Origin of the sequence: Actinoplanes sp. NPDC051513, from assembly GCF_044454685.1 — a bacterium.
In the GTDB taxonomy this organism is placed as follows: Bacteria; Actinomycetota; Actinomycetes; order Mycobacteriales; family Micromonosporaceae; genus Actinoplanes.
Window position 1 is genome coordinate 569,681 of sequence record NZ_JBITDW010000004.1, and the last position, 19,677, is coordinate 589,357.

The 19,677-nt window shown below is 72.3% G+C and carries 16 protein-coding genes and 3 pseudogenes; 9 read left to right on the forward strand and 10 right to left on the reverse strand.

The window, feature by feature from the left end; all coding sequences use genetic code 11:
* Positions 1–51: 51 nt before the first annotated feature.
* On the forward strand, positions 52–777 hold the full coding sequence (locus ACIA5D_RS17105) for an SDR family oxidoreductase (protein ID WP_396030888.1): 726 nt from the start codon (positions 52–54) through the stop codon (positions 775–777).
* Between the two features lies 1 nt (position 778).
* Here ACIA5D_RS17105 and ACIA5D_RS17110 read toward each other — a convergent pair whose 3' ends face one another.
* From ACIA5D_RS17110 to ACIA5D_RS17125, 4 genes and pseudogenes are all read right to left on the reverse strand, one after another.
* A complete protein-coding gene (locus ACIA5D_RS17110; protein ID WP_396030889.1) occupies positions 779–2,545 on the reverse strand; it encodes a hypothetical protein in 1,767 nt (588 codons plus the stop codon).
* Positions 2,542–3,582, reverse strand: a pseudogene (locus tag ACIA5D_RS17115) (ATP-binding protein). Before ACIA5D_RS17115 ends, ACIA5D_RS17110 begins: the two are co-directional and overlap by 4 nt.
* A gap of 61 nt (positions 3,583–3,643) precedes the next feature.
* The gene (locus ACIA5D_RS17120; protein ID WP_396030890.1) at positions 3,644–4,345 is read right to left on the reverse strand and encodes an endonuclease V; all 702 of its coding nucleotides are present in this window, start codon (positions 4,343–4,345) and stop codon (positions 3,644–3,646) included.
* A gap of 128 nt (positions 4,346–4,473) precedes the next feature.
* Entirely contained in the window at positions 4,474–5,112 is a 639-nt protein-coding gene (locus ACIA5D_RS17125) for a TetR/AcrR family transcriptional regulator (protein WP_396030891.1), read from the reverse strand.
* Positions 5,113–5,175: 63 nt separating this feature from the next.
* Between ACIA5D_RS17125 and ACIA5D_RS17130 the strand changes: the two genes are divergently transcribed.
* Positions 5,176–5,691 (forward strand): ester cyclase, encoded by a 516-nt coding sequence (locus ACIA5D_RS17130; RefSeq protein WP_396030892.1) that lies wholly within the window; start codon positions 5,176–5,178, stop codon positions 5,689–5,691.
* 176 nt (positions 5,692–5,867) lie between these two features.
* Positions 5,868–6,059: pseudogene (locus ACIA5D_RS17135) on the forward strand (dihydrofolate reductase); the annotation flags it as partial.
* 52 nt (positions 6,060–6,111) lie between these two features.
* Here the strand turns inward: ACIA5D_RS17135 and ACIA5D_RS17140 are convergent.
* On the reverse strand, positions 6,112–10,227 hold the full coding sequence (locus ACIA5D_RS17140; RefSeq protein WP_396030893.1) for a trypsin-like peptidase domain-containing protein: 4,116 nt from the start codon (positions 10,225–10,227) through the stop codon (positions 6,112–6,114).
* A 159-nt stretch (positions 10,228–10,386) separates the two neighbouring features.
* Here ACIA5D_RS17140 and ACIA5D_RS17145 point away from each other — a divergent pair, with 159 nt between their 5' ends.
* From ACIA5D_RS17145 to ACIA5D_RS17155, 3 genes and pseudogenes are all read left to right on the forward strand, one after another.
* Complete coding sequence (locus ACIA5D_RS17145) at positions 10,387–11,685, forward strand: cytochrome P450 (RefSeq protein WP_396030894.1); 1,299 nt, start codon at positions 10,387–10,389, stop codon at positions 11,683–11,685.
* A 55-nt stretch (positions 11,686–11,740) separates the two neighbouring features.
* A pseudogene (locus ACIA5D_RS17150) lies at positions 11,741–12,799 on the forward strand (PQQ-dependent sugar dehydrogenase); the annotation flags it as partial.
* Entirely contained in the window at positions 12,779–13,222 is a 444-nt protein-coding gene (locus ACIA5D_RS17155; protein ID WP_396031006.1) for a cellulose binding domain-containing protein, read from the forward strand. The pseudogene ACIA5D_RS17150 and the gene ACIA5D_RS17155, both read left to right, overlap by 21 nt.
* Positions 13,223–13,265: 43 nt before the next feature.
* On the opposite strand, the gene ACIA5D_RS17160 is transcribed toward ACIA5D_RS17155, so the two are convergent.
* From ACIA5D_RS17160 to ACIA5D_RS17170, 3 genes are all read right to left on the reverse strand, one after another.
* Positions 13,266–13,628 (reverse strand): hypothetical protein, encoded by a 363-nt coding sequence (locus ACIA5D_RS17160; RefSeq protein WP_396030895.1) that lies wholly within the window; start codon positions 13,626–13,628, stop codon positions 13,266–13,268.
* 242 nt (positions 13,629–13,870) lie between these two features.
* On the reverse strand, positions 13,871–14,923 hold the full coding sequence (locus tag ACIA5D_RS17165) for a glycoside hydrolase family 26 protein (RefSeq protein WP_396030896.1): 1,053 nt from the start codon (positions 14,921–14,923) through the stop codon (positions 13,871–13,873).
* A 306-nt stretch (positions 14,924–15,229) separates the two neighbouring features.
* Positions 15,230–15,709 (reverse strand): RrF2 family transcriptional regulator, encoded by a 480-nt coding sequence (locus ACIA5D_RS17170; RefSeq protein ID WP_396030897.1) that lies wholly within the window; start codon positions 15,707–15,709, stop codon positions 15,230–15,232.
* A gap of 83 nt (positions 15,710–15,792) precedes the next feature.
* Between ACIA5D_RS17170 and ACIA5D_RS17175 the strand changes: the two genes are divergently transcribed.
* The 3 genes from ACIA5D_RS17175 to ACIA5D_RS17185 all read left to right on the forward strand — a co-directional run bounded on the left by ACIA5D_RS17175 (position 15,793) and on the right by ACIA5D_RS17185 (position 17,626).
* Complete coding sequence (locus tag ACIA5D_RS17175; protein WP_396030898.1) at positions 15,793–16,548, forward strand: SDR family oxidoreductase; 756 nt, start codon at positions 15,793–15,795, stop codon at positions 16,546–16,548.
* A gap of 80 nt (positions 16,549–16,628) precedes the next feature.
* Entirely contained in the window at positions 16,629–17,297 is a 669-nt protein-coding gene (locus ACIA5D_RS17180; protein ID WP_396030899.1) for a hypothetical protein, read from the forward strand.
* 26 nt (positions 17,298–17,323) lie between these two features.
* A complete protein-coding gene (locus ACIA5D_RS17185) occupies positions 17,324–17,626 on the forward strand; it encodes a hypothetical protein (RefSeq protein ID WP_396030900.1) in 303 nt (100 codons plus the stop codon).
* A 5-nt stretch (positions 17,627–17,631) separates the two neighbouring features.
* Here ACIA5D_RS17185 and ACIA5D_RS17190 read toward each other — a convergent pair whose 3' ends face one another.
* On the reverse strand, positions 17,632–17,952 hold the full coding sequence (locus ACIA5D_RS17190) for an STAS domain-containing protein (RefSeq protein WP_396030901.1): 321 nt from the start codon (positions 17,950–17,952) through the stop codon (positions 17,632–17,634).
* A 10-nt stretch (positions 17,953–17,962) separates the two neighbouring features.
* Entirely contained in the window at positions 17,963–19,621 is a 1,659-nt protein-coding gene (locus ACIA5D_RS17195) for an FAD-dependent oxidoreductase (RefSeq protein ID WP_396030902.1), read from the reverse strand.
* Positions 19,622–19,677 lie beyond the last annotated feature (56 nt).

The following is a 19,677-nucleotide window of genomic DNA, read 5'->3' on the forward strand; positions in this document are numbered from 1 at the left end:
CTTACCCACACGGTGTTGGAGGCCTCGCGGCATGGCGGACAGGATCGGGTCATGAGCGAAACGACGACGATCGCGCTGGTCACCGGCGCGAACAAGGGAATCGGGTACGAGATCGCGGCCGGCCTGGGCGCGCTCGGCTGGCGCGTGGGTGTCGGCGCCCGGGACGACGCGCGCCGGGAGGAGGCCGTCGCGAAACTGCGGGCCGCGGGCGTGGACGCGTTCGGCGTGCCGCTCGACGTGACCGACGACGCGAGCGTGGCGGCGGCCGCCCGGCTGCTGGAGGAGCGCGGCGGGCTCGACGTGCTGGTCAACAACGCCGGGATCACCGGCGGCCGGCCCCAGGAACCCACGCTCGTCGACCCGGCGATCGTGCGGACCGTCGTGGAGACCAACGTCATCGGGGTCATCCGCGTCACCAACGCGCTGCTTCCCCTGCTGCGCCGGTCGGCGAAGCCGAGGATCGTGAACATGTCGAGCACCGTCGGGTCGCTGGCCCGGCAGAGCACGCCCGGCGGCGAGACCGGGCCGATCTCGGCCGCCTACGCACCGTCGAAGAGCTTCCTCAACGCGGTCACCATCCAGTACGCGAAGGAACTGCGCGACACGAACATCCTGATCAACGCCGGCTGCCCGGGCTTCTGCGCGACCGACCTGAACGGACACCGCGGGGTGCGCACTCCGCAGCAGGGCGCGCAGATCGCGATCCACCTCGCGACGATCCCGGACGACGGCCCGACCGGCGCCTTCTTCGACGACGACGGCCCGGTGCCGTGGTGATTCAGCGGAGCTCGAAAACGGAACCGCGCGGGGTGAACGGCAGCCGGGCGCCGCGCGGCGTCAGGTAGGCGTGGGTGCGGCGCACCCGCAGGACGTCGCACTCGCCGTGGGTGATGACGAGGATCGGGGCCGTCGGCGGGAAATCGGAGGCCCGCTCCAGCAGCGAGATCGCCGGCTGCAGGACGGTGCCGCCCCGGCCGCGCACCCGCACCCGCCCGGCGATGTCGTCGACCGGCAGATATCCGGCGTCGTAGGCCGCCGCGTCGCAGAACACCACGCGCGCGGCCGGCACGTCCCTGGCTCGCGAGTACGACGCGATCGCGCCGAGCGCCTTGCCCATCAGCTCGTGGTTCATCGAGCCGGATGTGTCCACGACGACGCCGAACGTGCACCGCCGTACGACCTCCTCCGGCAGGTGCCGCCCCGGGCGGGGAATGTCCGGTGTAGACGCCTGCCGGCGGGAGGGCCGGGCGTAGCTGCGGATCGGCGTAGGCGCGGGCACGTGCTCGTCGAACCAGCGAGCCAGCCGCACGTCCCACGGCAGCGGCGGCTGCTCGAGCACCTTGATCTCGGCGGCCAGCCCGGCCGGGAGCAGGCCACGCCCGCTGCTCAGGTGGTAGGCGTAGCCGGTCAGCAGCGCACGCCGGCAGTACTCGTCGAGGTCGATGGCACCCGAGCGCGGCCCGCGCCAAGGCAGCGGCTCGCCGAGAATGTCGCCGCGCGAGGTGAGCAACTTTCGCGCCCGGCGCAGGTCGGTGGCGATCCGGTCGTACACGTCCTCGGCGGACATGCCGGCCAGCGAGGGATCGTGCAGCAGGCCGTCCGGCAGCACGCCGACGCCCATCTCGACCAGCCAGCCGTTCACCACGTAGTCGCAGGCCACGTTCCACAGCTCGCGGTCGCGCCAGCCGGCCCGGTCGCCGTGCCGCAGCGCCGCATGCAACATTTCGTGCGCGAGGACGAAACGCCACTCGGCCTCGTCGAGGTTTCGCAGCGGGTTGACGTAGATCTCGCCGGCCTCGGCCGAGACGGCGGCGATCGCGATGTCCCAGTCGCGCGCCAGGCCGGCGTCGGCGACGAGGGTGAACCGCGCGGCGAGGGCGCCGAGCAGCGGGTACGACCCGACGAACCAGCTGAGGGCCAGCTGCCAGGGACGCCGCCGGCTTCCGGATGCGGTCATCGACGTACGGGCGCCGCCCGCGACCTCCACCGCGGCGACCGCTGCCGCCGAGAGGCCGACGGCGAACCGCTGCTGCCACTGCGGGTCCTGCTGCGTACGGGCGCCGTGCTCCCCGCCGTACCGGAGATCGGCGAGACCGAAGCACTCGGCCGGCACCCCGTCGCGCCGCCAGGCGCGCAGCAACTGGGTCTCGTCGGTGGCGGGCAGCTCGCGGGGGAGGGCGATGGGCTCGCGGCCGACCTTCACCGCCCGCTGGAAGCGCGCGACGGCGAGGCAGGCGACCTCCTGGTACGCGCGATCGCGCCCGGCGGTTTCGTCGAGGTGGCCGAAACCGAGGTGGAGCAGGCAATGCGCGATCGCCCAGATCCACTCCTCGGCGTCGAGCTTGCGCGCCTTGTCAGCCCGGATCGCCCCGGAAGCGTCGACCGTGACGAGGGCCGACTTTCCGGTCAGGTCGGCGGTGGCAACCGGGCGGCGCCAGGAGCCGGTGGTCATCTCGGCGAACATCGGGTGGGGCGCGAGGGATCGCCACGCGGCCTCGAAAGCGAGCGTGTTCGGGTCTTTCTGCTGCTCCTTCCGGCGGCTCATGCGCGCGCGGCCACCAGCCGGGGCAGATCGCGGCTCACCTCGACCAGGAACCAGGCGGGCAGTGCCGGCGCGCCGTCCTCGTCGGCGGCTATCACCAGGCGGCCGCATTCCAGCGACAGCTCGGAAAGCTCGACCAGCAGCGCTTTCGCCCGGTGCGCGAAATGCCGCACCGACGCCGGCGCCTTGTCTTTCGCGGCCGGCAGGTCTTTCCGCAGGCGGGCGCGGAAGGTTTCGGCCAGGAAGTACAGCAGGTCGCGGTCTTCCGACGCGGCCGGCCAGCCGGCGTCGCCGCGCAGGATCGCGTCGAGGCCGAACCGGTGGCGGACGACTTTCGCGTAACCGCAGAATGCGCTCGCGTGCGCCGGGCTCAGGGTTCCCGCCGCGAGCACGCCCAGCGTGTCGTCGCCGAGGGCATCGCCGCACGAGCGCATCGCGTCGGAGAGCATGTGCCAGCTGCGCGGCGTGGAGAAAGTTTCCTCGGTCTTCGGCGGCTGCGCCCACAGGTGGTCGGGGCGCTCGGACTAGGACATGATCCACGGGTGGATGCCGGCCTCCGACGCCCACGCGTGCCAGTCGGCGTGCGTAGCGCGCAGGTGCACGTGGACGAGCCGGTTCACCAGCGCCGACGCCATCGGTCGGGCGAGCGCGTTGTCGCTGGACCGGTTGCCCGCGCCGATCACGATCGACCCGGCCGGCAGCTCGTAGGCGCCGATGCGCCGGTCGAGGATCAGCGAGTAGAACGCCTTCTGCACGTCGGCGCTCGACGAGTTGAGCTCGTCGAGGAAAAGGCAGTACGGCTCGTCGCGGGCGATCGACTCGGGCGGCGCGAACCGGCTGCGACCGTCGCGCAGCTCGGGCACGCCGATCAGGTCCTCGGCGGCCAGCTGCGTGCCGACCAGCGTCACGCACTCGAGGCCCAGCGACGCCGCGAAGTCGCGGACCAGCGTGCTCTTGCCGATGCCGGGCGCACCCCACACGAAAACCGGCCGCACGACCGCTACGTGCAGCAGCAGGCCGGGCAGCTGGGCCGGGGTCACCGTGATCGGGGAGTGCACGCGAAAAGTGTGCGGGTTCGCCGCCGTGCGGTCATGCGATATTTCAGATCATGCCGCGCCAGCTGTCGCGCAACACCTGCCGCGAGACGATGTCGGCCTGGCGGGTCGGCTCCGGGATCCGGAAGTGTGAGCTCAGCGCGATCGCCAGGTCGGTGGCGTCGGCCAGGCTGATCCGGTGCCCCACCGAGACGTACACCGGGTTGACCTCGGTCTGGGTACGCACCGCCCGGCCGAGCACCTCGTCCCCGTCGGTCAGCGGCGACCACTCGCCGCGGCGCGGGCCGGGCTCGGTGTGACTGCCCAGGTACAGCGTCTTCGCGATCCCGAAGGCCGGCAGGTCGAACAGCACCCCGAGATGGCTGGCGAGGCCGAAACGTCGCGGGTGGGCGACGCCGTACCCGTCGCAGACGAGCAGCTGCGGCCGGTGCTCGAGGCGGCCGAGGGCCTCCAGCAACAGGGGCAGCTCGCGAAAGGCCAGCAAGCCCGGCACGTACGGGAAACTGATGTCACCCTCGGCCGTGGCAGCCTCGCGCACCCAGAGGTTCTGCACGTCCACCGTGACCGCGGCGGCCACCGCCCGGCGGCTGCCCACGGCGTACGAGATGTCCACGCCGGTGACGGTCGCCGGCGTCGGCATGTGGTCCTGCGGAAGCAGCAGCCGCTCCCGCAAGGACTCTTGAATCCGTTCCGCCTCGGCGGCGTCCGCCGGTACCTCGAACGGCACGACTGTCCAGTTCTGCGCCATTGCTCGCCCTCTTGAAAGTGCGTGCATCCCACCATGCGCGCGAGGGCGTTCGATCACCCACCCCGTTGCCGCGAGAATCCCGCGCGCCCGGACTCGCCCAAGGACACGGCATCTGCTCAGCTTGCGGCTCAGCTCGCGGCGAGAGCGTCGGTCAACGCTTGGGCCAGCCACCGCTCGTACTCGTCGGGTGACCAGCCCCGGTCGCTCACGAGCAGCTCGTAGACCTCGGGCGAGATCAGCGTCCAGACGATGTCGGTCGCCCGGCCGGGGTCGACGCCGGCGCGCAGGCCACCGGTGTCGGCGAGGTGGCGCACGACCCCGCCGGCGCCGGCCATCCGCTCCTGGTTGATGGTCTCGCGGAACTGCGACAACTCGGGGTCGCCACCGCGGGCGCCGGCGAGCAGCCTGGCGAGCAGCGGCCCCACGCGTTCGCCGATCAGGCGGGCGGCGAAGGCGTAGCGGGCGAGCTTGTCGCGGGGGCCGGTCGCGGCGAGCACCGCCTGGATCTCGGGACGGTCGATCATCGGGATCGGCTCGTCGTCGCCGGCGAGGGTGACGTCGTACACGTCTTTGATCAGTGCCGCCTTGGTGCGGAACAGCTTGTAGACCGTCTCGACCGAGACGCTTGCATGCGCGGCCACGTCGCGCATGGTGGCCGCCGCCGGGCCGCGTTCGACGAGCAGATCGCGGGCGGCGTCGAGGACGCGGCGGCGGGTGAGTCGCGCCTGCTCGGCGCGGCGGGTGTTGTCGTATACGCGACGAGTCATTGAGTACCGTCCAACAGTATTGAATGCTGTTCAACTGTATCTGATATCTCTCGAGGAGGCATCATGCACACCATCGACACCGACGCCTGCATTCGCTCCATGACGATCATGGCCTCCGGTGACCTCGACGATCTGACCGAGGTGGTCCACCCGCAAGCGGTCAACCGTGAGGCGAAGGACGAGCCGCCGGCCTGCCGGGGCCAGGGACCGGCCGCGTTCGCGGCCACCGCCCGCTGGCTCCGAGCCGCGTTCGCGGACCTGAGCTTCGAGGTCCACGACACGGTGGCCGGCGGCGACCTGATCGCCGTGCACTGCACGATGTCGGGGCGCCACGTCGGGCCGTTCGTGGCCTACGACGAGCATGGCGAAGTGGCCCAGGCCGTCCCGCCGACCGGCCGCACGTTCGCGATCACGCAGACCCACTGGTTCCGCATCGCGGACGGGCAGGTCGCCGAGCACTGGGCCAACCGCGACGACCTCGGCATGGCCACCCAGCTCGGCTGGGTCCCGCCGACGCCTGCGTTCCTGTGGCGGATGGCCCGGGCCAAGCGGCACGCCCGACGTACGGCGACCCGCTGAGGACAGAATGGGCCCATGGAATACGTCGGCCGGGTGCCCGCCCCGCCGCTCGACCTGTTCATCGACGACATCTACTGCCTGACCGGAATGCCGCGCCACCGGCGGATGAACGTCCCGCCGATGCCGTCGGCGCACCTGTTCGTCAACCTCGGCGGACCGCGACATCGCGGTCAAACGCCGGCGAGGTGGGCGGCCAGATCCTCGCGGCGGGCCTGGTGGACGAGGTGGCGATGGACGTCGCGCCGGTGGTGTTCGGATCGGGGAAACGCTACTTCGGCAGCGTCCACGGCCGGCATCTGCTGGAGGATCCGCACGTGGTCATCCAGGGCGAGCGGGTGCTGCACCTGAGGTTCAAGGTGCGCCGCTAGACACCTGTATAGGTGGGGTCTGGTTTGAGCGGGCTGGCTGCCGTGGCTCTGATTAGATCTCGCGGAAGTGGGCGAGCTCGTTGCGCCTGGTGTTGAGGTCGAGCGCGAGCGACCCCGTGGTCAGCCCCACGAATAGCAGGCCCGACACCTCCAGGCAGGCCAGCACCGGGTGGTGCACCGGAATCGCCAGCACCAGCGACCGGCCGGCCGGATCCCACACGCGTACGGTGCGGTCGCGGCCACCGGAGGCCAGCATCGGCCGGTCGTCCACGGTGACCGGACACAAGGCGTCGACGCCGTCGAGATGACCGGCGAGGGACGCTACGCATTGCCGCGTGGCCGGCTCCCACAGCCGTACGGTCTGATCGTCGCTGCCGCTTGCCAGCAGCACCCGGTCGCCGGCGGCGACCGTGGCCAGGGAACGCACCGGGCCGCGATGTCCCTTCAGCGCCGCGACCGGCCGCCCGCCCGGGGTCCACAGCATCACCGTGGGGTCGTCGCCGGCCGTGGCGAGCATCGTGCTCCCGTCGACGGAGACCGGGCACACGGTGTGGATCGTCTCGAGGTGCGACGCGATCTCGCCGTCGGGGATCAAGCCGCCCAGACGATGCCTCGCCATCAGGCGGTCGGCGCCGGGGCGGTGGAAGTAGAGGCGGCGGTCGCCGACCACCGCGACCATCGGGGTGCCGTCGCGGCCGTGCATCGTGCAGATCGCGTGCACGGTCTCGAAGCGGCGGTAGAGGGTGTGCCGTCCGCGGGTGACCGTCGGGTCCCAGGTGGCCAGCAGCCCGCGCTTGGTGGCGATGGCGAGCAGCTCGTGCGAGCCGGCCACCGGGCACAGGCCGATGACGGAGGTCGCGACCCCTTCGAGGGTGTGTGTCTCGGCGCCGGTTTCGACGTCCTGCAGGCGTACGGGCCCGCTCTCGCCGTCGGCGACGGCGACCAGGCGGCGGTTGGCGACCCGGATGGAGCAGGCGATGCTGACCCGCCCGCCGCGGCCGGTCGGCCCGGGGCGGGCCTCGGCGCCGGAGACCGTCCACAGGCGGGCGGTGCGGTCGCGGCTGGCCGAGGCGAGGAAGTCGTGCCCGTCGACGGTCAGCGTGCAGAGCGCGTGCACGACGTCGGTGTGGCCGGAGAACACCCGCAGGCAGCGGCCGTCGGACGGGTCCCAGACGCGCACGTCGCCGTCGGCCGCGGACGTGGCGACCAGGGTCCGGCCGGCGACGTTGACGGGAACGACGTCGCGGACCGCCTTGCTGTGTCCGCCGAGGACCGGGCCGGGGGCGCCGCCGCTGCGCAGGTTCCACATCCGCGCGTCCGTGCCGTTCGCCGTGACCAGCACGCCCTGGCCCTTGACCGCCATGATCCGCGCGGCGCGCAGGCTGTCGACGTTGCCGGCGAGGGCGAGCAGGTCGAGGGCGCTCACCGCCTGACCGGTCGACGGGTCCCAGACGCGTACCTGAAGGTCGGCGCCGGCGCTGAGCAACAGTTGCCGGCCACCGCTGCGGAACGTGGTCACCGCCCGGACCCCGGCGGAGTGCGCCTCGTAGCTGCGCAACTTTCCGTCGGCGAGACTCCACGTGCGGACCATGCCGTCGTCGGCGCCGGCGGCGAGGTGCGGCTGCTCGCCCACGGTGACCGTGGTGAGCGCGCGGATGGGCACGGCCGGGCCGGCGAGGGTCCCCGCCACGCGCCGGTCGATCGGGTCGATGAGCGACACGGTTCCGCTGTTCCCACCGGCCGCGAGCAGCGTGCGCCCGCCCATCACGACCTTGCAGAGCGCGAAGACGGGATCGCCGCGGACGGGCACGTCCCAGCGCTGGCCGCTCGCCGGGTCCCACAGCCGCACGTACCGGTATTCGCCGGCCGTGGCGAGCAGCGCGCGCCGGTTGACGGTGACCGCGCAGATCGCCCGCACCGCCCCGGCATGTCCCTCCAGCGCGCTGTGCTCGGCGCGGCTCGGCGCCGACGCCCACCGGATGCGGTACGGCAGGCCGCGCCACCCGCCGAACGTGTTGCCGAGCTGCTCGAGCTCGGCGGTGACGCCGAACATGGCGGCTCGTTCGGCCGGCGCGGCCCGGATCGCGTGCGGGGTGAGGCGCAGCAGCCGGGCCCGGGCCTGACCCTCCGGCGAGACGGCCTGCTCGGCCAGCTGCGTGAGGCGCGGCAGGTCGGCGTACAGGAGAAAAGCGTCGTCGCAGAGCAGCGCGTCGATCATTCCGGCGCGGGCGGCCAGCGCCGGCAGGGACCGCAACAGGTACGCGTCGGTGCGCGCCCAGCCCACCCGGCGCCCGTGCCCGACGAACTGCGCCGCGAGCGCCGCCTCGTCCTCCCGTCGCGCCCCGTTTCTCTCCCGCCCGCGCAACAGCGCGTCGTTGAGCGCCTGGTGGAACAGGCGGTACCGCGAGGTGCCGGCCTCGTTGCTGGTCTCGACCAGGAAGTTCGCGGCCGACGAGCCGACGAAACCGATCAGCGCCTCGCGCGCGATCGTGCTGCCGAGCGCCTCGAGCGCCACCTGCCACAGGTCGGGCGAGAGCCCGGGCGCCTGGGCGTAGGCGAGCGCGGTCAGGACATCGGTGGCTGGCCGCCCGTCGACCGCCGGCAGCCGCTGCAGGTAGGCGGCGAGCGCGTCGTCGACGGTCGCGGTGAACGCAAGTTCTTCGGCCGTGACGGCGACGGTGTCGTAGAGCCCGTGCGAGCGCGCGATCAACCCCGCGATCAGAAAGTTCCGGTCGGCGAGTGCCGCGATGCGGCGGGCCACCGGGGCGGCGACATCATGATTCGCGTACGGGTTCCCCGGCCGTTCCGCGCCGAGCAGCGCCAGCGTCGCCTCCGCGTAGTCCTCGAGGTCCTCCGGCGCGAAGTACTCCGCCCGGTCGAGGTCGATGAGCCGCGTCCCCGGCCCGAACGCGCGCAGCAGCTCGCCGCCGTCGTCGACCCGGCGGCTCCCGACGATGACCTGCGCCCCGTACCGGGAGCATTGCCGCGCGATCGGCAGCAGCAGCGACGACACGACCAGCCGCGCCTGCCGCGGGTTCACCGCCTCGTCGAGCGCGTCGAAGACCAGGTTGAAATGCCGCCGCCCGCCGTCGCGCGACAGCCTTTCGCGCAGCACCGGCACCAGCTCGTCCACAGTGTGCGGAATGCGCACCGACGCCGCCCGCGCGACCTCCACCGCCACGTCGAGCGCCGTCTTGCCCTTCACGTGCACCGCGCACGAGACCGACCCGATCGGCGCGGCCACGTTGTGGTCGCCGGCCGGCAGGGCCGCCCGCACCTCCTTGTCGGAGGTGGTGACGATCCGGCCGAGCACCGCCGACTTGCCGCCGCCGGGCGAGCCGGTCACGATCAGCACCCGCGGGTCGGGCCGGGCGCGGCGCAGCCACTCGACGATCTCGGCGAGCGCGGTGGTGCGCCCGCGGAACCGGTAGCCGCCCTCGGTGTCGATCGAGACGCCGCGCGCCCGCGGCCGCCAGTGGCGCACCGCCTCGACGTCCTCGCGCAGCGACCAGCCCCACGCCTCGAGCGCGGTGTCGCCGGCCGCCGCCACCGACCAGGCGGTGAGCTCGCGCAGCTTTTCCTCGGGCAGGTCCTGGTCGATCTGGTGCAGGGTGACGGCCTGCGCGTCGCCCTCGTGCGCCCCGCCGGCCCGCGCCTGCCCGACCAGGCCGACGATCGCGTTGAAGTCGCGCGACCACAGGCCGGAGCCGCTGAACCCGGTTCTCACCACGTACCTCGATCGGGTTTCCAGACCCACCCATCCGTACGCGAGCGGGCCGCCGACCCGGCCGTGCGCCTCCGCCCCGAGCGGCGAGTCGTGCGGGAAGCCGAACGCCCACCACTGGTCGCCGTTGAGCGCCCGGGGCAGCGGCGACCGCAGCGGCGCCGGGGTGGCCTCGGGCGGGGCGGGCTCGTCGAGCTCGAGGACCGCCACGTCGGTCTCGGCGCTGCCGCGGACGTCCTTGACCGCGCGCCGCACGGCCCGGGAGACGCCGGCCTTGGGAAAGGTGACGAACAGATCGGCCTTGCCGTTCACGACGTGCCAGCAGGTCAGCACCCGGCGCCGGTCGACGAGCACACCGCAGCCGAGCGGACGCAGGTCGGGCGCGGCGAACAACGCCACGGTCCACGGATCGTGCCCGGGCCCGGTTATCGGCACGTCAGCCATGGGCGGCTACCATGCGTCGATACTTCCAGTACGTTACGCAACCGTCTATGCCTGATTTGTCGACGGCGGGGGCCTCGGCGAGTGAGGATTTTCATCGTGGGTCACACAGGAATTTGTTGAGGTCCGTGTGATCATGCTCCGAACGAAAATCCGGCGGACATGGTGGAGGACCCGGTGGGCATGACGGCGATGGTGTCCGCGATGCGGTCACAGGTGCTGGGGCTGGTCGCGCGCCGGTTCTCCGGCGGCAACGGCCCGTACGCGGGCTTGTCCATGTTGCCCGACAAGATCCTCTGGCCGTTGCACCGCGAGGGCCTCGACCCGTTGCCGCAGATGGCCGAATGGCGCTCGCAGCGCCCGGTCGCGCGCCTGTCGGTGCCGTTCGGGCTGCGCGCCTGGCTGGTCACCGGCTACGAGCCGGTCCGGCAGGTGCTCGGCAGCATCGACGGCTACAGCAACGACTTCGGCAAGTTCGCCGGGCGGATCGGCATCGGCGTCGCCCAGGACCCGGGCGGCCTCGGATTCGCCGACCCGCCGGTGCACAGCCGGCTGCGCAAGGTGCTGACCCCCGAGTTCACCATGCGCCGCCTCGCCCGGCTCCAGCCGCGCATCGACGCGATCGTAGCCGGCCGGCTGGACGCGATGGCGGCGATGGACGGTCCGGTGGACCTCTGGCACGATTTCGCGCTGCCGATCCCCGCCCTCACGATCTGCGAGCTGCTCGGTGTCCCGTACGCGGATCGCGATTATTTCCAGAAGTTGAGCACCGCCCGCTTCGACCTCGCCGAGGGCGGGCACACGAATCTGGACACGATCGGCGAGTCGCTCACCTACCTGGGTGGACTGATCACCGAGCAGCGCCGCAATCCCGGGGACGGCCTTCTCGGGTCCCTGATCCGCTCGCACGGCGACGAGATCGACGACCGCGAGCTGGCCGGACTGGCCGACGGCGTGCTCACCGGCGGCCTCGAGACATCCGCGAGCATGCTGGCGCTCGGCGCGCTGGTGCTGATGAGCGACGCCGGCATGTCCGGGCGCATGCGCGAGGGCGACGGCGTCGACCAGATGGTCGAGGAGCTGCTGCGCTACCTCACGGTGGTGCAGGTGGCCTTCCCCCGGGTGGCGGTGAAGGACGTCCGCGTCGGGGACGCCGAGATCCGCGCCGGCGACGTCGTGATCTGCTCGCTGAGCGGCGCCGACCGCGACGACGTGACCGGCGACGACCCGGAGCGTATGGACCCCGCCCGCATCCCGGCCAAGTCGCACATGGCGTTCGGCTACGGCATCCACCGCTGCGTCGGGGCGGAACTGGCCCGGATGGAGCTGCGCACGGCGTACCCGGCATTGGTCCGTCGTTTCCCTGCCATGACGCCGGCCGTGCCGCCCACCGAGCTCACGTTCCGCCGCGCCTCGATCGTCTTCGGCCTCGACGCGCTGCCGGTGAATCTGAACGGCTGAAGCTCGGGCTGTTACATTGATGGCTGTCTCTCTATTCGCCCCCGGGAGGTAGCACATGAGCAGGCGATCCGTCGTTCTCGCCGCTGCCGGCGCCACCGCGGTGGTGACGGCGGGGCTGGTTCTGGCCCCGGCCGCGCCCGCGTCGTCGGCGACGCCCAGCTTCGACTTCACCCGGCCCGACGTGGTCGCGACCGGGACCGAGGTGCCGTGGGGACTGACCTTCCTGCCCGACGGCAGCGCCCTGGCCGCCGAGCGGATGTCCGCCCGGATCCTGCGGCTGCGGCCCGGCGCCGCCCCCGAGCCGGTGGCCACGGTGCCGGGCGTGGTGCCCAGTGGCGAGGGTGGCCTGCTCGGCCTGGCCGCGTCGCCGAGCTATGCACAAGACAATTATCTGTACGCGTACCTCACCGCCTCCGCCGACAACCGGATCGTCCGGTTCCGGCTCAGCTCGCCGCAGACGGTGGAACCCGTCCTGACCGGCCTGGCCAAGGCGAGCATCCACAACGGCGGGCGGATCGCCTTCGGGCCGGACGGCATGCTCTACGCCGGCGTCGGCGACGCGGGCAACACCGCCAACGCCCAGAACCAGCAGAGCCGCAACGGCAAGATCCTGCGGATGCGCCCCGACGGCAGCGTCCCGGCCGACAACCCGTTCGCCGGCTCGCTGGTCTACAGCCTCGGCCACCGCAACGTGCAGGGCCTGGCCTGGGACGCGCAGGGCCGGCTGTTCGCCACCGAGTTCGGCCAGAACACCTGGGACGAGGTGAACCAGATCGTGGCCGGCGGCAACTACGGCTGGCCCATCGTGGAGGGCACCGGCAGCGACCCACGGTTCCGCAACCCGATCGTGCAGTGGACGACCGCCGAGGCCTCACCCAGCGGCGCCGCCATCGTCGGCGACACCCTGTACGCGGCCGCCCTGCGCGGCACCCGGCTGTGGCTGGTGCCGATCAACGGCGGGGGAGCCCCGACCGCGCAACTCGCGGGCGCCTACGGCCGGCTGCGAACCGTCGAGCTGGGACCGGACGGCTGGCTGTGGGTCACCACGAGCAACCGCGACGGGCGCGGCAGCCCGGTCGCCGCCGACGACCGGGTGGTCCGTTTCCCGCCGGCGGGCGCGAGCCCGACCACGACAGCGAGCCCGACCACGACAGCGAGCCCGACCACGACAGCGAGCCCGACCACGACAGCGAGCCCGACCACCACGGCGTCACCGGGTGCCGCCACCTGCGCCGTCCGGTACGAGGTGAACGGGTGGAACACCGGCTTCACCGCCGCCGTGACCGTCACCAACACCGGGCCGGCCATCTCGGCGTGGGCGCTGACGTGGACCTTCCCCGGCAACCAGCAGATCGGCAACGCCTGGAACGCGACCTACACCCAATCCGGCCGCGCGGTGACGGTACGCAACGCGGCCTGGAACGGCGCGGTAGCCGCGAACGGGACCGCGACGTTCGGCTTCCAGGCCACCCACAGCGGCGCCAACACCGCGCCCGGCGACTTCCGCTTCAACGGGGTGGCCTGCTCGGCCTCCTGATCCGCGGATCTGTGCGAGATCAGGCTCGGTCATCCGAGCCTGATCATGGCGACTTCATGCGCTCGGCGTCGGCCTGGGCCTGGGCCTGGGCGACGATCTGAGCCGCGGTGGCCTTTGCCTCGGCGATGTGGTCGGCGGCCTGCTCCTCGGCAATCTTCAGGATGTGCTCGACCTGGGAACCGAGGCCCTGCAACGAAGCCTTGGGGAGCGGCGCCGCACCGCCGCCCGCGCGGGCTGCCGCCGCGTCGCCGACGAGGTCGCGTTCGCCGGAGCGCGCCCTGACGACAAACAGGAGCAACCCCGCGACGACGGCGACGAGGGCCGGCAGCATCGCCGGCTCACCGGCCTGCACACCGACGATCACGCCGATGCCGGCGGCGAACAGGAACAGACCCCAGCGCTTCATGCCGGCATGTTATCGGCGATTCGCCACGGCGCGGGGCCCCCGCGGCCCCCGCGGCCCCCGCGGCCCCCGCGGCCCCGCGGCCCCGCGGCCCCGCGGCCCCGGCGGCCTGGCGAGGCTGCGTGGCGGCGGGGCGGCGGGGCGGCGTGGCGGCGATCGAGCGAGAGCTGGCGGAGCTCACCCGCTCAGAAAAGGGACGAGCCGCCCGGCGGATGGCCGGGCGGCTCGTGAGGTTCTCGTGGGAGCTATCGGAGCTGGACGTTGAACATCGGGTTCGCGGCCAGCTTCTTGAAGGTGGTCAGGCTCTTCGCCGAGCTGTTGATGCTGATGTCGCGGTCGCCGAAGGCGTCCTTCTTGGTGTCGAAGTAGACGATCGCCTTGATGGCGGGGCGCTTGCGCAGCTCGGGCAGGACGCTGTCGTACTGGGCGGACTTGTCCGTGACCTTGCCGACGCGGTGGTAGACGCCCCATTCGGCGACCATGATCGGCTTGCTCTTGTGGTTGCGGACGGCCCAGTCGTAGAAGCCGACGCCGCCGGGCGCGCGGCGGTCGAGCAGGTCGCCGAACATGCCGTGGTGGTAGTAGTTGCGCTCGGCGCTCACGTACGAGTCGAGGCCGACCCAGTCGACGACGTCGTCACCGGGGTACAGGTCCTTCCACCAGGACTGCGCCATCCACTTCTCGTTGCCCATGTAGGCGACGACGCTGACCATGTTGCTGACGCCCTTCGAGCGCAGCCGCTGGATGACGTGGCGGAACGACGCGCTGAAGTCTTTCGCGGTCATGCCGGAGCCGTGGTTGGGGCGCACGTCGTCCTCGGGCTCGTGGTTGAGCACCAGGAAGAACTTCTTGTCCGCGTACGTCGACCGGATGCGCGCCGCGAAGGCATCGATCCGCTTGTCGAGCTTGCCGGCGGCGACATTCGCCCAGGTGAAGCCGTACTCGACGCGCCAGTTCAGCAGCAGCACCCGCGGGTGCGCCTTGTCCTGGGTCATCGCGATCTCGGCGGCGGTGGGGAACTTCTCGTCACCCTTGTGGTACGTGTGGAAGATGGTGGAGGTGCGCCCGGAGAGCTTCTCCCAGGAGCGCAGTTCGTGGTCACGCGGCAGTTTCGTGAATCCGCCGGCGGCGGCGCCCCACAGCACGTTGCAGCTCGGCACCAGCTTGGCGTTGGTCACGCACGCGGTCTTGGCGACCGGCGCGTCGGCCGCGGCGTGGGCTGCCTGGCCGGCTCCGCCGAGGGCGGCCCCGACACCGGCGAGCACAGCGGCAAGCGAGTACACGGACTTGCGAAACATTCAATCTCCCCCGTGTTGTCCAGCCGCGTTGTCGGCCGGGCATGCGAAAGAGATTCCGGGGCGTTCGGTGCACGCCAAGTGCCCGCGGGGGTGCCGCGCGGTTGCGTCCGGCGGACCCCGGATCGGTCGAGCGTTGCGATCGGCGGCGGGGGCGCCGGGTTGAGCGTTCCGCCCATCGCCTACAAGATGTAGGCGCGTTGACTCCCGGCGCGCCCAGCCCCCGTGGGGCGTGCTGTGGGCCCGGAGGGGCGGCCCGGTCTCTCTCACACCCCCCGGGCTGCCCCTTCGGTGTGCCGCGGCCGGGCGTCAGGCGGGGGAGCTCAGCCAGCCGCGGATGCCGGCAAGGACGCCGGGGCCGTTCTCGCTCGTCACCGTGGAGGCCAGGTCGGCGATGGTCACCGAGCGCAGGGAGGCGCGCCAGGCGTCGTCGGCGGCGGTCATCGCCCGGTGGATGGCACAGGGGGTCTCGCAGGCCTCCGGCGACGCGGCCAGGGGGCCGCGGGCGCGGACTTCCGTGCAGGTGAAGGCCGGGGAGCGGCCGTCTATCGCCTCGACCACATCCAGGACCGTGATCTGCGACGGCGGGCGGCTCAGCTCGTAGCCGCCGGCATGGCCCTGCACGGAGTGGATCAGGCCGGCCCGGGAAAGCGACTGCAACTGCTTGGCCAGGTAGGTGGGGGAGACGTCGTGCATCTCGGCCAGGCGGGCGGCGGGGACCGGGCGGTCGGCGGCGGTCAGCGCGAACGCGCAGTGCAGAGCCCACTCGACCCCGCCGGACATCTTCATGGTCACACCCTACTTGACTCGGATAGATCTTGTCCGGGTAGAGTCTCGGACATCAGATATCCGAGTTGGGGGAGCGTGAGGTCGTGAAGATCGTCGTTTTCGGCGGGGCCGGGCTGATCGGGCGCAAGCTGATCCGGCTGCTGACGGGCGAGGGGCACGAGGCGGTCGCCGCGTCGCGGTCGACCGGGGTCGACGCGGTCACCGGGGAAGGGCTGGCCGGCGTGCTGGCCGGCGCTCAGGTGGTGGTCGACGTGATGAACGCGCCGGTGTGGGGCGACGACGAGGTGCTGCGCTTCTTCCGGACCTCGAGCCACAACCTCGTCGAGGCCGAGCGGGCCGCCGGCGTGGCGCACCACATCGCGCTCACGATCGTCGGCGCCGACCGGAACCCGGACAGCGGCTACCAGCGTGCCAAAGTCGCTCAGGAAGAGGTCATCGTGGCGTCCGGCGTGCCGTACACGATCGTGCGCGCCACCCAGTTCTACGAGTTCCTCGAGACCATCGCCGACGCCGCGACCGTCGAGGGCACGGTGCACGCCCCGGTGGGCCAGTTCCAGCCGGTGGCCGCCGACGACGTGGCGGCGGCGCTCGCCGAGGTGGCCGTGGGCGAGCCGGCGAACGCGATCATCGACGTGGCCGGGCCCGAGTCGCTGCCGATGGGCGACTACCTGCGCCGGTTCCTCGATGCCACGTACGACGCGCGCAAGGTCGTCGACGACCCGGCCGCCACCTACTTCGGCGGTTTGCTGTCGGAGAAGTCGCTGGTGCCGACGGGCGAGGCGCGCATCGGCGCCATGACGTTCCCGGAGTGGCTGAGCCGCCCCGAGGGCGCCCGATAAGACGGGTCTCGATAAAGCCCGCGTCGATGGGTTACGGTGCTCCGTCAAGGTCACGGGGAGGCGGCGGCACCATGGTGGAGATGATCGAAGCCGGTGAGCTCCCGGGAGCGCGGCGGATCGACACGGTCACGGCGGCGACCCTCGTGCTCACCGTCAACGCCGCGCTGTTCCTCGTGATCGCGGTGGTGGGCGCGCCGTTCCTGCTCTACATTTTCGCCGACGACGACACCGGCACCTGGAGTCGGATGTGGCCGCTGGTCACGTGGTGGGTCGTGGCGGCCGGGCTCGGCGCCGCGTCCGCCCGGGTTGCCGTGCGGGCGATCGGCCGCGGCAACTACGACTTCCGCCCCAGCGGCATCGGCGCCGCGCTCGCCACCGCCGTCGCGATCAGTGTGCTGGTCGTGACGTCCTTCGGGCGGTCGCCGGTCATCGCCGCGGTGGGTGCGCTGTTCGCCCTCGCGAACCTCTTCGCCGCCGTCGCCCTCCGCAACGCCGACCCGGTCGCGGAGGAGGATGACGAGTTCGAGGAAGAGGCATTCGAGGAGGACGACGACGAGCTCGCGCTCGTGGCCGGCGAGGAGCCGGAGATCGCCGAGGAGGCTCCCACCCGGGAGACGATCGACCTGTCGCCGCGGTCGAATCGGGGTCCGGGCCGGGTGGCGCCGACCGCCGCGCGGCGCCGCATGCGCCGGCGGGCGGCGCTGGTGACCCTCACGGGCGTACGGATGGCCCGCCGCCCCCGGCGCTGATCACGGCCCCGGCTACCATGCCAGGCATGACGGACGCGTTGCGGCAGCTGCGCTGGTACGCGGTGCTCGCCGTGACCCTGTTCGGCATCGTGCCGATGGTGATGGTGAGCCTGCTGGTGGCCCAGGAGAAGACCCCCCAGACCGTGGGCCTGCTGCTCATCGGCGGCATCCCGCTGGTCCTGGCGGCGATCGTCTACGCGGCGATCGGCATGACCGGCGACGACCCCGAGGTGGCGTCGCGCCGCCTGCGCCTGAGCATGGCCCTGGTCGCCGTCGCCGACGTGCTGGTCCTGGGCGGCAACGCCCTGATCAGAGCGGCCTCGAACTAAAGCGGCTAAAGCCCGAAGACGTGGCCGAGGCCGGTCACCTCGATCGCCTTGCGCACCGGCGGCGACGGCTCGGCCAGGGTCAGCGTCACGCCCTTGGCCGCCGCGCTGTTGCGGGCGCTGACCAGCGCCCCCAGCCCGTACGAGTCGATGAAGCCCAGCCCGCTCACGTCGATCCGCAGGTACCGGCAGCCCGGCACGCCCGCCGCGGCGGCGAGGCTGTCGCGCACGTCGTCGGCCCGGTCCAGGTCGAGCTCACCGGCGAGCTCCCCGACCACGAGGCCGTCGGGATCGGCCGCTTCGTAGCGGATCGTGGGGTCGTTCGGCATTCGCCAGATGCTACCCGAGCGCCAGCGCGCGGTGCACGGAGCGCACCGCGCTGGCCCCCTCGCCCACCGCCGCCGCGACCCGCTTCATCGAGTCCAGCCGGACGTCGCCGGCGGCGAACACCCCGGGAACGCTCGTCTCGAACGGCAGCGGATCACGCCCGGCGCCCGTCCACCGCGACCCCAGCTGCAGGTCGGTCAGCACGAACCCCTTCGGGTCGAGCGCCACATCGGAGAGCCACGAGGTGGCCGGCGCCGCCCCGATGAAGCAGAACAGTCCGAAGCATCCGCACGGCGCCGACGCGTCCGTGGAGGTCAGCGTGATCTGGTCCAGCCGTTCCTCCCCGTGCAGCGCGGTGACCTGCGTGGCCGTCCGGACCTCGATGCCCGGATCGGCCAGGATGCGCTCGACGAGGTAGCTCGACATCTTCGCGTACAGATCGGACCCTCGCGCCACGAGCGTGACCTTCCCCGCCCGCCGCGCCAGATAGATCGCCGCCTGCCCGGCGGAGTTCGCTCCGCCGACCACCGTGACCGGCAGCCCGGCCACCGCCTGCGCCTCCAGGTCGGTCGCCGCGTAGTAGATGCCCGAGCCGACGAAGTCGGGCCACCTCTCCAAGGGCAGGTTGCGGTACGCGGCGCCGGTCGCGATCAGCACGGTCCGGGTCGGGATCTCGGTCCCGTCGACCAGCGTGATCACGTGCCCGCCGGGCGACGAGCGCAGCGCCCGGACGCCGCACGGGCTGCCCAGATGGGCCCCGAACTTCAGCGCCTGCACGGCGGCCCGCCCGGTCAGCGCCGCCCCGCTGAGCCCGAACGGGAAGCCCATGTAGTTCTCGATGCGCGAGCTCGCCGCCGCCTGCCCGCCGGTCGCCACCGCGTCGAGCAGCACCGTCTCGAGCCCTTCGGAGGCGCCGTAGACGGCCGCCGCCAGCCCGGCCGGCCCGGCGCCCACGATCGTGAGGTCGGCTACGCCCTTCGGGGTACGCCGATAGGTGAGACCCAGATGCTGGCTGAGGATTCCCGGGTCGACCGACCGCAGCGTCTCCCGCGGCGTCACCACCGCCGGCAGGTCGGCCGCGGTCAGACCGGCCCCGGCCATCGCCCGCTGCCCCGCTTCCGACGCCTCGGCCAGCCACAGGTGCGGCTGTTCCTGCCGGGTCAGGAACGTCTGCAGCGCCATCCCCGCGCCGGTCGACTCGTCGCCGATGATCTCGAGGTTGCGCCCCGACCGGTCGGCCAGCAGCAGCCGCCGGGCCAGGAACGCGCGCAGCAGGAGGTCGCTGAGCTCGGTGTCGCGCGCCATGAGGCGGCGGAACGCCTCCTCGCCGATGCGGTGCACGGCGCCGGGCGCGGTGACCCGCGCCGACAGCAGTCGGGTCTGCCCGGTCAGCAGGTTCATCTCGCCGAGGAACTGGCCGGCGGCCGCGGTGAGGAACAGCTCCTCGGGCGCGGTCGCGGTGGGCGTCCGCACCACCTCGGCGGTGGCCGTCTCGATCAGGATGAGGTCGCAGTTCTCGTCGCCCACGTCGTAGAGGATCTCGCCGGCCTCGCACCTGTGCCGGGAGCCGTAGGCGGCCAGGCGGGCGAACTGCTCGGGCGTGAGCACGGGGAATGCCCACGCGCTCATCTCGGCCGGCGACTCGCCTAGCTCGGGGAAGGACGACACCACCGGGGAATCGTCGCAGGGCTACGCCGGATCCTCAACGCGGATCCGGTATGGTCTTG